Here is a 14,066-nt window from a genome sequence, read left to right on the forward strand (position 1 = left end):
TGTCGGCTCACGTTAGAATAAAAATGGAAGCGACAGTGAAAAAAAGGCCATTGAAAGGATGAAGAAGGCGCCATGAATTCAAAATTAATACGCTCACTACAGGTGTTCGTTACTGTAACTGATAGCGGGAGCATGAGTGTTGCAGCACGCGAACTCGAAATGACAGTGTCCGCAATAAGCCAACAGCTCAGAAAATTAGAAGAAGACATTGGACTCAGTCTGTTTAATAGAAACACGCGTAACATGAGCCTAACTGAAGCAGGTCGAATTTATTACGATAACTGTAAAAAAATGCTCGACAATGCGTTGCTTGCACAGCAGCAAATAGAAAGTTTGCAAGACAACCCAACAGGTAAAATAAATATTGTCGCGCCAGAGGGATTTGGGGGTGGTTTGCTAAGTGGACCTTTAAATATGCTTTGCAAAACGTTTCCACAGCTTTCCGTTTCACTCACGCTGACCGACGAGCTTAAAGATATCATTACCCATGGAGCAGATTTGGTATTGTGCTTCGAGCCCGTTTCAGACACCAATTTCAGCAGCCTGCCCTTAGCAACATGGCAGCGCAAGCTCTGTGTCTCAGCTTCACACCCGCTTGCCAACACACCATTAAACTCGCCTGAACAATTAAAGTCACATACCTACATTAGCCACCGCAATATCGATGCTTACACAATGCGACATGATGAAGAGGTAGACTTTGATCTGAATGCGTCGCGAATCGACGTCAATTCAATGCAAACCTTGATTCAATTAACTCGCGATGGTGTGGGTTTCGCCGTGTTACCAGAGCCTGAAGTTAGGCACTTGCTTAGCACAGGAGAAATGAAAACGCTCTTAGACGACTGGTCACTACCCGATTACACTGTGTATGCCGTTACGCCTAAGCGTGACCGGATCCCGAAAAAAATTAGTGCTGCAATAGACTGCTTACAAAACCTCTTTGCGCAAATATAAAAAAATGGCAGCCAACGGCTGCCATTTTTCTTAGTTAGCTTATGCTTTTATTAGAAACGCGTGTTTAACTGAACACTTAGAATGTGAGCAGTAGCAGACTGAGAACCAACAAACGTTGAAGTAAACGAGCCATCAGCATTAAGTGCTCGGGTTTTATCAATGTCAGCTTTGCGACCATCAATAAACACGTAAGCAGCATCAATCGATGTATTGTCACTCATTGTGTAAGTTAAGCCACCAGACACCCAATGACGGTCAGTGTCAGGAATACTTAGCGAACGGTTTTCTACGGTTACTACACCATCATCATAGGCATAACCTGCACGAAGCGTAATTTCATCATTCATGATGTAAGTAACACCGAATGCTGCACGCATTGAGTCATCAAAGTTTTCTTGTTTGATAAGAAAATCGGTGCCATCTGCTAGGTTAGCTTCAAGTTTCTCAAAGGTGCTCCAATCAGTGAATACAACGCTCGCCTGCACTGACCACTGTTGGTTAATTTTTTGATTAACAGCAAGCTCTGTCGTTGCCGCTAAGTTTAGATCTAAACTTCCCGGCTGATTTAAACTAGCGGTTAAGCTTGAACTTACTGCACCACTCAGCTCAAGCTTAGTTTCTGCGCGATGAGAAAATGCAATGTTTGTCATGTCAGTTGGTTGCCAGAAAATACCCGCGTTCCAACCGTAGCCCCAATCATCTCCTTCAAGCTTAAAAATAGACGTTGTAGACGGTACCGTAGTTTGAAGTGCACCACTTAAGATAGGCGACAAACTAGGTGATACCGCAGAGCTAATTTCAGCATCGGCAAAGGTTGCGCTTAACCCAAAACCTACCATTAGTGTTTCATTAACTTTGTATGAAACTGCTGGATTAAACGAGACAGTTTTTACCTCTGCTGTATCAGCAAAGTGAAGCGCATTGAAATCGTCGCCATAATCTGAGCGCAGACCATACGTTGTGAAAACACCAAAACCTAAGCAGACACTTTCTCGTTCACTGGGCGAGTGTAAAAGAAGCCAGGGACAAAAGCAGTATCCGCTATATCCGCTTCACTGGCGTCTGCCATTCCCACAGTTTGACCGCCTAATTGATAGTCAACTGAACCACTGATATCCACATTAGGATCGATAAAGCTAACAGAAGCACTAAACTCAGCTTCTTCGAATACGCCAATGGCGGCCGGATTTGTAGCAAGGATAGAGGCGTTTTCAGGCGTTGCGGCTTGACCTGCCATAGCACGACCGAGGCCATTTGCACTGTGTTCGTTAACTTGGAAACCCGCAGCCAGCGCTGAAGAAGAGGCTAAAGTAGCAAGCGCTAAACAAACTGAGGCACGTAAAGAAAACTGTTGCTTCATAAGATACTCATAATAATAGGGGAAAATTGCAGCGGGGCATTCTACGGATGTGAGTACTTTTGTTCAATGCAAGTAAACGCTATTTACGCACTTTTATCTCATTTTTTACAATTATACGAACACGTTCGACGCATTTATAAACAAGTTTGATAAAATTGAGTTAACGCAAGATCATCAACTTGTTAACAGCCGCCGCAACGATCTTTGCTGTGGCCTATAAATTAGCAAGCTCCTGAAGCTCGAAGCAGGCTTTTCCTTTTTCTTTTGCTTCATAGAGTGCTTGGTCAGCCTTATCAATTAGGGTATCTAATTTGACGTCTTTGACGTCCATTGCCAGCACTGCGCCAATTGAACAGCTCATAATACTGTGTTTAGCGTCTTTGGCGTGGGGCAGTTTAGCCTCCTTCCATTGCGCTAATAGCGCGTTACACAAGGATACCACTCGCTGCTTATCTACTTCACTGACAACTACAATAAACTCTTCACCACCATAGCGCCCTAGGATATCAGTCTCGCGTTTGAAAACGGTACGCATCATGTCTGCTTGTAGCTTAATTGCTTCATCGCCTTCTTGGTGACCAAAGCTGTCGTTGTATTTTTTGAAGTCGTCTAAGTCCAACATAAAGACCGCCATTGAGACTTTATGGCGCTTACTTACTGATAGAAGCTTTACGCTTAATTCTCGCAATGCTCGACGATTTAGGAGATCAGATAAGGGGTCAAACTTACTCAACTTAAGTAATCTGTTGTTACTTTGCTCAAGTAAGCTGACGCTACGGTCTAGCCGATACTTAGCATATGCACATATGAAGAGAGAGCCGCAAACAAATGCAATAGAAATACCGACCCTGTCACCATAGACGGGTGCCACCCACATCAAAGACAAAAAGCCCATAATGTTGAGTGTGGCGGCAAAGAAGGCAAGTTTAAAAGGTATTCCCAATGCAAACACGCAAAAAAACGCGTACAAGATAGTGCCTTCATAGGGAAACACAAACTGAAAGTCTCGCCAGCATGCCCAAATAAGCCAATAGTTACTGTAGGTCAAAGACAGAAGCAGAAAGGTGAATAGGTAGTGTTTGCAACTGGCAAATTGTCGCCAAAAAGACGCAACCACCATTATAAGAATAATAGGTAGCTGAAGCAGTAATCGGTCGAAAATATAAAGCTTGTGCATGACATCAGGTAGCAATATGAAGTCAGCCACCATAAAGCCGAGTACAAGACATGCACCAATAATAAGTGCTACGCGTAGGCGAATTACCTCACTGGCTTTATTTAGCTTCACGTACTTCACCCATAACTAATGCTAGTTTCTATATCGACGAATATTGTCTTTCCCTTAGCTTAGTATAACGTGCACGTTTCGCTTTTGCGTCCACAGAAAACGTCAATGGGCCCACAAAACCTGCAAACTTGCTTTTAGGGCTTCAAGCGTTACTGGTTTGGTCACGATGTTATCCATACCAGCTTCTTTAAACAACTTATGGCGCTCTTTGAATGCTTCCGCTGTTAGTCCAATAATGGGTACCATGGCATTATCACCGCTAATTTTACGAATTCGGCGAGTGGCCTCAATACCATCCATGACTAAGCATATGGACATCCATAAAGACAACGTCGATGCCGCCCTCTTCCACTCGAGTAGCCGCTTTTAAGCCGTTGTCTACGTGCTCTACCTCGCAATTTAGCTGCTCTAGCAGTGCTTGCGCTACCACAGCGTTGATGGCATTGTCTTCCGCCAACAACACGCGAAGCCCATCGGGGATATGCTTTAAGCCACTAACATTATTCTCAGACCCCGAGGGCAAGGCTTCAGGAACAGTACGCGTTTGCACAACTGCTGTAACAGTGAAGCATGAGCCTTCACCGACAGTGCTAACAACCTTAATATCCCCACCCAATAACTGTGCAAGCTGTTTTGCAATAGACAAACCAAGACCCGTTCCACCGTATTTGCGCGTGATGGAAGAATCAGACTGGGTAAACTTATCAAATATATGATTTAGACGTTCAGGCTCTATGCCAATACCCGTATCTTTTACTGAGATAACGAGATTATTTTCTGCGGTGGCAGCTGTTGATGGCTTTTTCAGTTTTGCCGTTACCGTGACGCTACCTTTGTGCGAGAACTTAATGGCATTGCTCACTAAGTTGATCACAATTTGACGCAGCTTAGTGATATCACTCGTCACCAAGACTGACGACAGCTGCTTACTTTTGTAACTCAGCGAGGTATTGTTTGCGCTAGCATTGGTGCCCAATAGTGTAATTAGATCTGACAACATGCTGTCTAAATCAAACTCAGTAACGTCAACTTCAGACATACCTGACTCAATTTTTGATAAATCGAGTACGTCATTAATGACATTGGCAAGGATAGTAGCTGACGCTCGCAAGTCAGTGGCGTATCGGTGCTGTTTGTCAGACAACGGTGTATCGAGCAGCAATGTGGCTAAGCCCTGAATGCCGTTTAGCGGTGTTCTAATCTCATGACTCATTACGGCTAAGAAGTCAGTCTTCGCTTTATTGGCTTGCTGAGCTTGAGCAACATACTGTTCAATCTTCCCAGACATAAGCTCAACATCACGCGCTAACTCTCCTAATTCATCGTCTTGTTCTAAGGCAATGTCTACCGCTTTATGTTCTTTGGCAATGCGACTTGCAGCCGACTTTATCTTTTCGATGGGGGACAAGACCAATACTTGAGTGACGCGCCCCATAATCAAACTTACCGTGGCAACTGCAAATAAGATGACCAGCGCAGTCATCCAGGCTATTTTTGACAACGAGCTTTGTAATGCATTCGCTGGCTGTATTACGGTCACTTTCCATTGCCAAGGTTCGAACTTTGCACAAGCAAACAATACACGCTGATTATTCGAATATGACTCGCCAAACGCCACTAATAAGCCAGCTATTGTCGACTTTTGTGCATCGTCGGTATCGGGCACAGCACTTTCACTGAGCGTGCTGAAAACAATATCACCCGTGCCTTGATTACTAACAGAAAAATGCCTTCCCGTTGTCTGATTAAGCAGCTTTAACTCTTCAAACACTTCGTTCTGATAAGCGTTGGTAAAAACAGGTTCATTCTCTAAGCCGGTGTCAATCAAAAGTTCCCTGCGCTCTTCGATCATTTTAAGCACAGACAGGGTGAGCGTTTGGGTTAACAGTTTATATTCACGCTCTTTGACCGACTCGTAAGCTGTGAGGTATGCCCAATAGCCAGTCAGTGCCATCCCAAGCAATAGAATAGGGATGTAAATAACAAGAAGCTTTGACTTAATACGCATGAGTACTTTTTGATGGCCTTATTGGTAGATATGATTCTTAGACAACTTCAAATAGTTCGAAGGAATTGGCAGCTGTAACTTAATGGCAGTTGAAACGTTGACTGCCACGGTGTAAGCGTCCATTTTAGTCACAGGAATATCTCTTGCCGACTTTCTTTCTAGAATTAACTTTGCTTTTTGTGCCGCGGATTTACCGATACTTTCAGGCTCAGATACTACACCAATTAAGGCGCCTTCCTTCACGGCCTCAATATTTTCTGCAAAAAGTGGAAGCAATTGGTTTTCTTCAAACAGTTTTTCAACTAAGCCGTCCAATTCCACAAGGGGCCCCGATGAGAGCCAGTAACCATCTAGCGTCCCTTCATATTCATGTAACGACGTGGCAATGTCCGATGCCATTTCTAGCAATCCGTCACGCCCCTCAATAAAAGGTGTACTTACCGCAACCAGATTAATATTTTCGTAGTCATCTTCCAATGCCATCAGGTGATTCACCGCATTGGTCGAAGAAGGGTAAGTTGAATGCACCAATGCAATGGTAAGGGGCTCTGGAACGTTTGATGCTCTTAGAATGCCGTCTAGCATATCCAGTTTCACTTTTGCATCGAGCACATGAGATTCACCGGTAATATTTCGAGGGCTAACTTCACCTAATGCCTAAGCACAATGCCTTCCTCAACAGGTGCAGATACCACCATAAATAGCTTAGGCGTCTCAAGAAACGCGTCGGACTTATACAGTGCACGCGTTGCTAACGTCGCCACAGAAACAATTAAATCAGGCGGTGATAATGTTTCAAGAGAGGTAAGAATGTCTGCGGCAGTTTGCTCTGATGCTTGTGCATTATAGACAGAAAACTCTATCTGCTGATTAGGTAGTAACCGACGTAGCTCTTCTGTAAACGCTAGACGAGACTCTGTAACAATATTGACAGGCAAGGTTTCAATTACCGCTATATTCAGCGTCTCTTTTGCCAGTAGCAGGGAACTGAACAAAAAAAGAACAAGGCACTACACATCCTCACCATTGCTTACCTAATCACTTAAACATCATCAATCAAACTTGCATGACATCATATGTTGATTCGTTTTGATTTCATAGGAAGTTGGTGGCAAATATTCGGCGATTGCTCATAACTGTGCGCGGTGCAGTGGCCAAATAAGTTCTACTTCAGCGCCACGGTCCATTTTGTTTGATAACTTAAGTTTTCCACCGTGCTTGCTGATAACAGATTCTACAAAAGTAAGCCCTATGCCTGCACCGTGGAGCTTCGTTGTGAAAAGTGGGGTAACGGCATTCTCAATATTGGAAAAACCTTCGCCATTGTCAGAGACGATTAAATGTTGTTGGGTGCCTTTCATATAGCATTGAATTTCTATTTCAGCGGGGCCAGATTCCACCGATTCTATGGCATTTTTAACCAGATTAATCAGCACCTGGGCTAATAGTTGTGGGTCACCGCTACAGCTATTTTGCCCGACAAAGCGTAGCGTATCTTTCTCTCTCAACAAAGATTTCAGTTGCTCAATCAGCCCATCTAATGCAAATCGCTCCATACGAGGTTCGGGAATTTTGGCCACCTCAGCAAATCGCTCAACAAAGTTTAAAAGCCCATCCGATCGGGTTTTGACCCTTGTCAGCACCTTTCTAACTTGCTCGATATCCCATTGCGGCATCGATAGCAGCGTCTGTGCCATTGACGACATTGGCGTTAACGTATTGCGCAACTCATGACTAAGTACCCTAACAAGGTTCTTTTGCACCGCCTGCTCACTTTGCTTTAATTCATTTGCAATGTTGACTGCCGTGAATAAATAAGCAGTTTGCTGCATGTAGTTAAGTGCGCTCGACTGACAACGCCAATTTTTCGCAAGTGCCGGATGATAAATTTGCTCTTTGCTAACGGTAAAACCTAGTTGGGTAGCCTGCATACCTTGCAACAGGCTTATCTCGTTTATGGCATAGGCTTCGCGATTTGCGTATATAAGCGAAAAATCGTCATCAAAAGCGATAACTGCAAGAGGAGTATCTTCAAATAGTTGAGTAAACAATATAGAAAGTAATTGGTTAGACGCATTGTTCGCATGGCTTTTCGAATGTAAATGCTCTATCTCAACGACTAACTCATCGATAAGGGAAGAATGACCTCGCTCTGCTAATCCAACGCCAGACTCCCCCATGTTGATACTCTGTACATACGCTGTCATGCGCATCAATGAACTACGCCAGAACTGCCACACTTTCCACGCCCCCCAGCATAGTGGGTAGGACAAGAAAAAAAGTAAGGTTAAAACAGCAAGGAAAGACCAGTCTAGCAGCATCCCAATAGCTGCCGCCAAGCCAAGCAGAACAATAACCAGACAGCAAAGAGTAAGTTTTATTTTCGACTCGGTTGAATAACGGCCATTATTCAATTTCAAAGTCCTCTTTCTTTAGCTGATACTTTTCTAATCTGCGGTAAAGTGCGTTTCGAGAAATACCTAATGCTGCAGCGGCTTTACTGACATGACCTTGATACTTTTTAAGTGCCTGCGTGATCATTTCAAACTCTACATCATCTAACGCTCTGAGCGTATTAGGAGATGTTTCTGAAGATGGCGCGTTGCCCTCTGGCAACATGATATGCGAAGGCAAAATGGTGTTTTCTCGACACAATATCACTGCCCTTTCGATGACGTGACCTAGCTCTCTCACGTTGCCGGGCCACCAATAATTTACTAGCAACTTTTCCACGTCTTCACTCAGTACCAGATTTTCCTTTTGATACTTTGCGGCAAATGTATCAACAAAATGACGGGAAAGGGGTGAAATGTCGTCTTGTCGCTCGCGAAGAGGAGGGAGTGACAGAATAAAGGTGTTCAGACGAAACATAAGATCACGACGAAACGCCCCGGTTTCTACCATGTCGTTTAAATCTGCGTTAGTTGCGCTAATAATTCTGACATCGGCACTTTGCGTGGCACTTGAACCCACTGCCTCAAACTCATTATTTTCTAGCACGCGTAAAAGTTTAGGTTGAACGCCATGGGGAAGCGCTCCAATTTCATCAAAAAATAGCGTGCCATGCTGAGCAAGTTCAAAGCGACCTGTTCGCGCCTCTTTAGCGTCTGTAAACGCTCCTTTCACATGCCCAAAAAGCTCGCTTTCAAAAAGGTTTTCTGGAATAGCCCCCATATTTACCGACACAAATGGCGCATTGCGTCGACCCGACAAGTAATGAAGGCGCTCGGCCAATAGCGATTTGCCTGTGCCATTTTCGCCTAAGATAAGAACGCTTGCCTGCGTGTCAGCCACTTGCTCTATCATGGCTTCAAGCGCTTGCATACTCGGTGAATGGGCTACCCATGCACTAGACTTGGTACGATTAATTGTAGTTTTACGAGACGTTTTACCCGTAGACGCGAGTTTATTGGAAGAAGATGCACTCGCATAAATATGCTTATCCACCAGGTCGACAAGCTTTTGATTATCCCAAGGTTTTTCAATAAAGTCGGCTGCGCCTAACTGCATACCTTTTACCGCAAGCTCAATGTTTCCCCATGCCGTCATTAACACGGTAGGGATGTGTTGCTGCGTTAACAACGTAAGAATTTCCAACCCTTCCCCACCACTTGTGGTGTCTCTGCTGAAATTCATATCGAGCAACACAAGGCTTGGCCTTTGTTGCGCAACAACGCGCGCTAAAGCACTAGGATCAGGTGCTTCTAACACTTGATATCCCTGATTGGTCAGTAACATAGACAGCGCTAGACGAATATCCTCATCATCGTCAACGACAACCACGAGCCCTTTTGTAACTGGCATATTACTCCTTTAAAACTGGGCCCCGCGCTATCTCTATGCTGGGGCCTCTCGAGGTTTATAAATGCAAATACAACGGTGGTATTTACAACTCTCTTAGCGCTCGAATGGGGTCTTTACGAATGACGCGCCAGCCAGGAATAGCGACAGACACCAACATCGCCAACGCCAGAACAACGTTAATTGTTGCTGCAGCAGTCCAATCAAGTGATGGTGCACTTTCAAACAAACCCAGCATGTAATCGTAGGCAACAACACCTGCAATTGCACCAAGACTTAAACCAACCACCAGCATCCATAGTGATTCTTTCATTAAGAGCTTCAGTAACCTAAACTGCTTAGCGCCCGTGGCCATTCTAACCGCAAGTTCATAACTTCTCTGAGCAGCGGTCATCTGGCTTAAACCCGAGACACCGATAACAGCAAGCATAAGTGTAAGCACAGCTAACCCGGCGATCACCACCATATTCAACCGAGTGGCTTGCGTGACGGCTTCCCAACGCTCGTCCATGGACTCTACACTAACCTCACCCAGTCTTGGATCTAAGCCGTTTAATACGCCAGCCACTTGCTCAACGTCAAGGGTTTCACCGTTAGGCATAATAACCACAGCAGATAGCGTGTTAAAGCTTAATCTTGTAGGGCTACTATAGTAAATCTCGGGTGCCCCCACATTTTGACTGCTTGAAGGCATAGGAACAGTATCTTGAACTATGCCCACTACTGTGAAGATATCATCGTCATCTTCCCCTAATTTAACCTCACTACCAACAATTGACATCCATTCAGTATCGTTGGAATGCTCCATTGCAAATGATTGCGACACAAGTACATTGGGCAAACCCATGTCCTCTTTAGTTAAGTCTCGTCCGACAATCACTGGAATTCCAAAAGCATCAAGCATTCCTTCATCCCACATCATGGGACGAATCATCACAGATTCACTAGGTTTCAGAATCAGGAAAAACACTTATCGACACGTTATTTGTAAGCGGAAGTGCGTTGATATCAAAAATATCACCTCCAAGTGTTGATAGACGCTCCACCATCTCACTTCTCAACTGCTGCCATTCACTTCCCTGATAAGTTTCGTACTCTTCAAGAGATGCCTGCCATGTTTCGTCTGTCACTGGCATACTGACTTCATATGCGTTAAGCATATTGTAACCAAGACTCCTATATGCATTGTTATAGCTATCCTTCACCGAAACACTCGCTGTTGTAAGTAAAACGCATGCCAACGACAACTGTACAACCATTAGCAGTTTACTTACCGTTTGCTTTTGCTGTGCAGGTGTTCCTTTACCACTAGAGTTCAGGCTTTCAGTGAGCGCCGTTTTATCCACGTAGAGTAATGCTACAGCCGCGAATACAATATTAATAAGTATGATAAAAGCCAGCGCTATAAATACACTTCCCATATTCACCGAAATTTGGTCGAGTAAAGGTAGGTTATCGCCTGCAAGTATTGGTAAGGCTTCAATTAACCAGCCTGCAGAAATAAGGCCAAGCAAGCTCGCCATAAGAAACATCGGAAGATTTTCAACGAAAATAAGTGCCCTAAGTTTGCTGAGCGATGCACCCATGCATATTTGAATGGCAAACTCTTTGTTTCGACTTTGATAGTGGGCGATAAACATATTGAGCAAATTCAAACACGCCATTACAAGCAAGCTGATCATCGCAATAATCAAAACAAAAACCAGCTGTTCACTATCGCCGATAAACGCATCACGATAGGTAGATGTATGAGCAGTTACCTGTTTGCTTTTGAAAAATTCTCTAGCGCCATCAACGGTAATTGCCTCATCAACATAGTCTGAAAACCATTGAACGATTTCGTCAGCCTTAGGCAGGGCACTCTCGGGTCCTCGCACAACTGTGAGTGGACCAAGATTCAAGTTGAGAGAATCTGGAGAAGCCAAACTATTTTCTAGTGACCGAAATCGCCATACTTGGTTACTTGCAACATCGCCTCTTAAACTAGGTGAATTAATACTCTTAAAATTATCGTAAACACCTAATACGGGATATTCATTTCCTTCAAGCCTTAGTCGTGTATTAGATAAATCGGTAACGCTTGCAAAAGACGATTGCCACAAACCTTTCGATATCCATACGCCTTCTTCTGCGTTATCAGCTTTGCTGCTAGCACCACTCAATAATGTAAGCCCAAGTACCTCGGGGGTTCCCATAGAGGCATTAATCATTGTTACTTCGAGCTCGCTATTTACAATGCTTACGTTCGTATTTCGCGGCGAAAAATAGGCCCAATCTAACTGTTCTCCAAAGTACTCTTGCATTGATGCAATCCTTCGCAGATCGCTAAGAAACGGAACATCAAAGCCCTTTTGAAATGCTAGCTGTAAATCCACGTTATGGAGATTATTTTCATCCACATCAGGCAAAGGCTTAAACAGCAGTGTATTAGCAACCGCTACTACGGTAAGTACTGCAGCCAGCGTTAACCCTAAGGTAGAAATAAGTGGCAGACTTAAGCGAGGAAGGGTAAAAATCCGCGCTATGCCTTGTTTAAATGCGTTGATATAGAGTTTCATGCAACCCCCTGCTCACGCTCGAATTGCACCTGCTTTTCACCCACTATTTTGCCGTCAAGCAACTGTATTTGTCGGTTAACTAGGCCGCTATATCGGCTATCGTGAGTCACCATAACAATGGTCGAGCCTTGCTGATTAAGCTCCATCAATAACTTCATCACCGCATCACCGTTTTTGGTATCAAGGTTACCGGTAGGTTCATCAACTAACATTAAGTCAGGCTTTCCTACCAGCGCTCTAGCAATTGCCACGCGCTGCTGCTGTCCACCCGACAATTGATTAGGCTTGTAGTTGATTCTGTGCTGCATGCCCACTTTATCTAGCGCATCCACAACAGCAGCCTTTATAACATCAGGCTTTTCGCCTCTGTGCTCTAGAGGAAGCGCGACATTCTCAAATACTGTCATGCTGTCAATTAGGTTAAATGACTGAAACACATACCCAATATGCTGGTTTCGCACCTGCGTTCTTTGGTCTACCGTCAAACCTTGCGTATTAATGCCACTGATCTGGAAATTACCGTCTGTTGCACTGTCAAGCAGCCCCATGATGGTAAGTAGTGTGGATTTTCCGCAACCAGACGGGCTTAGTGATAGCAACAAATTCGCCGCTATAAATGTTAAGTGAAACGCCTTGTAAGGCATGCGTTTCAATTTCTGAACCTACGTACTTTTTATGAATGTTTTCCATGCTAACTACAGCTTGATTACTCATTGCTTATCCCTCTTGTCTGATTGTCATTGTGTCGTGTGTTGTCCACGCGTCTTGCATTTGTGAGACAAAGCGCTCTTCTGCGGCTATGCCCGATTGTATGATGAGCTTGCCTTTTGTAAGGTCGCCCAATTGAATTCGTCGTTTTTCTGCTTGGTTTTGGTCATTGGTTACAACAAACCTGTCTAGCTGTGACAGCGGCCTTAGTCCGGCGAGCTGGGTCACATAAAGCGCATCGTGTTGCGTTTTTATAAAAATTTGTCCGGTGACTGGGGCTAGGGGTCTTGCATCAGAGGGAAGTGCGCTGGTCAGTCGCACTTCTGCGATAACCACACCGTTGTTAACTACCGATTCAATAAGGTTGACCTCACCGGAAATTTGCCCTTTACGCGTGGTTAATTCGACGGGAGCACCAACGGTGATTTGGTCAGCTTGATGCTGTGGTACGCGCAACCTAGCCAATAACTTATCAACTGACCCCACTCTGCCTAACACGCTACCCTGTGGCAGAGTTTGACCTATCTCTACGTCCAAACTTTGAAGCGTTCCATGGATACCAGCTTTTACCTGCATGTCGTCCAGCTGGTGTTGTAACAAGGCTACTTGCTGATTTAGTTGCTCAAGTTCAATTTGGCGTTGCTTAAGCTGAAATGCCTGCACTTTGAGGAAGTGTTCGTACTTTTGCTTTTCAAATTCTAACTTTTTCGCTTCTTGCTTTACCGCTAATTCTGCACGCTGAATTTCAAGCTTAGCTGATACACCACGTTCGGATAGCTGTGTATTTACACTCAAGTCAAGCTGGGCACGCTCTAAGGCGGCCTCAATGTCGGCCATTCGGCTTCTGTAATCTAATCGCTCGTTTTGTTGTTCTAATTCAAACGATTCAAGCTGAACTTTTCTCGCGTTATAATCACCTAACGCTGATTGATAGGACTGGTTTAACTCTGGGTTAGTAAGTGACAAGATAACCGTATCTGGCTGAACTTGAGTGCCTGGCCGAAGGTAAATCTCTGCAACTTTCCCTGCCGCTTGCGAGGTTAGCAAGCGCTCTTGCTCTGAAAACAGTTCGCCAAATGCTTGGCTAAACAAATCTACATTCCCTTGCTCTACTTTCAAAATATCAACATCGTTAGCAGAAACGACAAGCGCATTTTCATCATCGAGAAAAAAGTAACGCAAGCGATGGCAGTTATGCATAAGCCTATTGCATACCAGCGTTTAAACGACTTTTTCTGTGCTATTTCAATTTTCATATTGCTCTTCCCTTTTCATTTACAGCAGACAATGAAAAAGGCATGCCAATATAAAAAAGGGATATATTTCATAAACTTAAATCTATCGAGCAAGGTACGCAATCTACGCTGAGTTCGATATCGAACAATA

13 protein-coding genes and 1 pseudogene are annotated in these 14,066 nt (G+C 44.2%); 1 reads left to right on the top strand and 13 read right to left on the bottom strand.

The features are described 5' to 3' along the window. Positions 1-72: 72 nt before the first annotated feature. On the top strand, positions 73-957 hold the full coding sequence (locus tag V6N89_RS20315; RefSeq protein WP_338519189.1) for a LysR family transcriptional regulator: 885 nt from the start codon (positions 73-75) through the stop codon (positions 955-957). 50 nt (positions 958-1,007) lie between these two features. Here the strand turns inward: V6N89_RS20315 and V6N89_RS20320 are convergent, their stop codons facing one another. From V6N89_RS20320 to V6N89_RS20380, 13 genes and pseudogenes are all read right to left on the bottom strand, one after another. After that, a complete protein-coding gene (locus V6N89_RS20320; RefSeq protein ID WP_431189815.1) occupies positions 1,008-1,907 on the bottom strand; it encodes an OmpP1/FadL family transporter in 900 nt (299 codons plus the stop codon). Between the two features lie 26 nt (positions 1,908-1,933). Then, positions 1,934-2,317: an outer membrane protein transport protein gene (locus V6N89_RS20325; RefSeq protein WP_346993174.1), complete on the bottom strand. Its 384-nt coding sequence runs from the start codon at positions 2,315-2,317 to the stop codon at positions 1,934-1,936. Between the two features lie 214 nt (positions 2,318-2,531). Beyond that, positions 2,532-3,605 (bottom strand): GGDEF domain-containing protein, encoded by a 1,074-nt coding sequence (locus tag V6N89_RS20330; RefSeq protein WP_338519191.1) that lies wholly within the window; start codon positions 3,603-3,605, stop codon positions 2,532-2,534. Between the two features lie 102 nt (positions 3,606-3,707). Beyond that, the gene (locus V6N89_RS20335; RefSeq protein WP_338519192.1) at positions 3,708-3,905 is read right to left on the bottom strand and encodes a response regulator; all 198 of its coding nucleotides are present in this window, start codon (positions 3,903-3,905) and stop codon (positions 3,708-3,710) included. Continuing rightward, positions 3,892-5,613: an ATP-binding response regulator gene (locus V6N89_RS20340; protein ID WP_346993175.1), complete on the bottom strand. Its 1,722-nt coding sequence runs from the start codon at positions 5,611-5,613 to the stop codon at positions 3,892-3,894. Before V6N89_RS20340 ends, V6N89_RS20335 begins: the two co-directional genes overlap by 14 nt. A gap of 18 nt (positions 5,614-5,631) precedes the next feature. Next, complete coding sequence (locus V6N89_RS20345; protein ID WP_346993176.1) at positions 5,632-6,225, bottom strand: ABC transporter substrate binding protein; 594 nt, start codon at positions 6,223-6,225, stop codon at positions 5,632-5,634. Positions 6,226-6,263: 38 nt separating this feature from the next. Then, positions 6,264-6,608 (bottom strand): hypothetical protein, encoded by a 345-nt coding sequence (locus V6N89_RS20350; protein WP_346993177.1) that lies wholly within the window; start codon positions 6,606-6,608, stop codon positions 6,264-6,266. A 135-nt stretch (positions 6,609-6,743) separates the two neighbouring features. Continuing rightward, on the bottom strand, positions 6,744-8,033 hold the full coding sequence (locus tag V6N89_RS20355) for a sensor histidine kinase (RefSeq protein WP_338519198.1): 1,290 nt from the start codon (positions 8,031-8,033) through the stop codon (positions 6,744-6,746). Further along, entirely contained in the window at positions 8,020-9,417 is a 1,398-nt protein-coding gene (locus tag V6N89_RS20360; RefSeq protein WP_338519199.1) for a sigma-54-dependent transcriptional regulator, read from the bottom strand. The genes V6N89_RS20355 and V6N89_RS20360 overlap by 14 nt, the downstream gene beginning before the upstream one ends. Positions 9,418-9,499: 82 nt before the next feature. Continuing rightward, a complete protein-coding gene (locus V6N89_RS20365; protein WP_346993178.1) occupies positions 9,500-10,384 on the bottom strand; it encodes an FtsX-like permease family protein in 885 nt (294 codons plus the stop codon). Further along, the gene (locus V6N89_RS20370) at positions 10,359-11,972 is read right to left on the bottom strand and encodes an FtsX-like permease family protein (protein WP_338519200.1); all 1,614 of its coding nucleotides are present in this window, start codon (positions 11,970-11,972) and stop codon (positions 10,359-10,361) included. Before V6N89_RS20370 ends, V6N89_RS20365 begins: the two co-directional genes overlap by 26 nt. After that, a pseudogene (locus tag V6N89_RS20375) lies at positions 11,969-12,686 on the bottom strand (ABC transporter ATP-binding protein). Before V6N89_RS20375 ends, V6N89_RS20370 begins: the two are co-directional and overlap by 4 nt. A 3-nt stretch (positions 12,687-12,689) precedes the next feature. Then, on the bottom strand, positions 12,690-13,880 hold the full coding sequence (locus V6N89_RS20380; protein WP_346993179.1) for an efflux RND transporter periplasmic adaptor subunit: 1,191 nt from the start codon (positions 13,878-13,880) through the stop codon (positions 12,690-12,692). Positions 13,881-14,066 lie beyond the last annotated feature (186 nt).

The sequence above is a fragment of the Alteromonas gracilis genome (genome assembly GCF_036870955.2).
GTDB classification, from domain to species: domain Bacteria; phylum Pseudomonadota; class Gammaproteobacteria; order Enterobacterales; family Alteromonadaceae; genus Alteromonas; species Alteromonas gracilis_A.

Bases quoted from the DNA above. Each gene is read 5' to 3' on its own strand.
- V6N89_RS20315 (WP_338519189.1), top strand. From the start codon at position 73: ATGAATTCAAAATTAATACGCTCACTACAGGTGTTCGTTACTGTAACT.
- V6N89_RS20325 (WP_346993174.1), bottom strand. From the start codon at position 2,317: ATGAAGCAACAGTTTTCTTTACGTGCCTCAGTTTGTTTAGCGCTTGCT.
- V6N89_RS20335 (WP_338519192.1), bottom strand. From the start codon at position 3,905: ATGGATGGTATTGAGGCCACTCGCCGAATTCGTAAAATTAGCGGTGAT.
- V6N89_RS20340 (WP_346993175.1), bottom strand. From the start codon at position 5,613: ATGCGTATTAAGTCAAAGCTTCTTGTTATTTACATCCCTATTCTATTG.
- V6N89_RS20360 (WP_338519199.1), bottom strand. From the start codon at position 9,417: ATGCCAGTTACAAAAGGGCTCGTGGTTGTCGTTGACGATGATGAGGAT.
- V6N89_RS20370 (WP_338519200.1), bottom strand. From the start codon at position 11,972: ATGAAACTCTATATCAACGCATTTAAACAAGGCATAGCGCGGATTTTT.
- V6N89_RS20380 (WP_346993179.1), bottom strand. From the start codon at position 13,880: ATGCATAACTGCCATCGCTTGCGTTACTTTTTTCTCGATGATGAAAAT.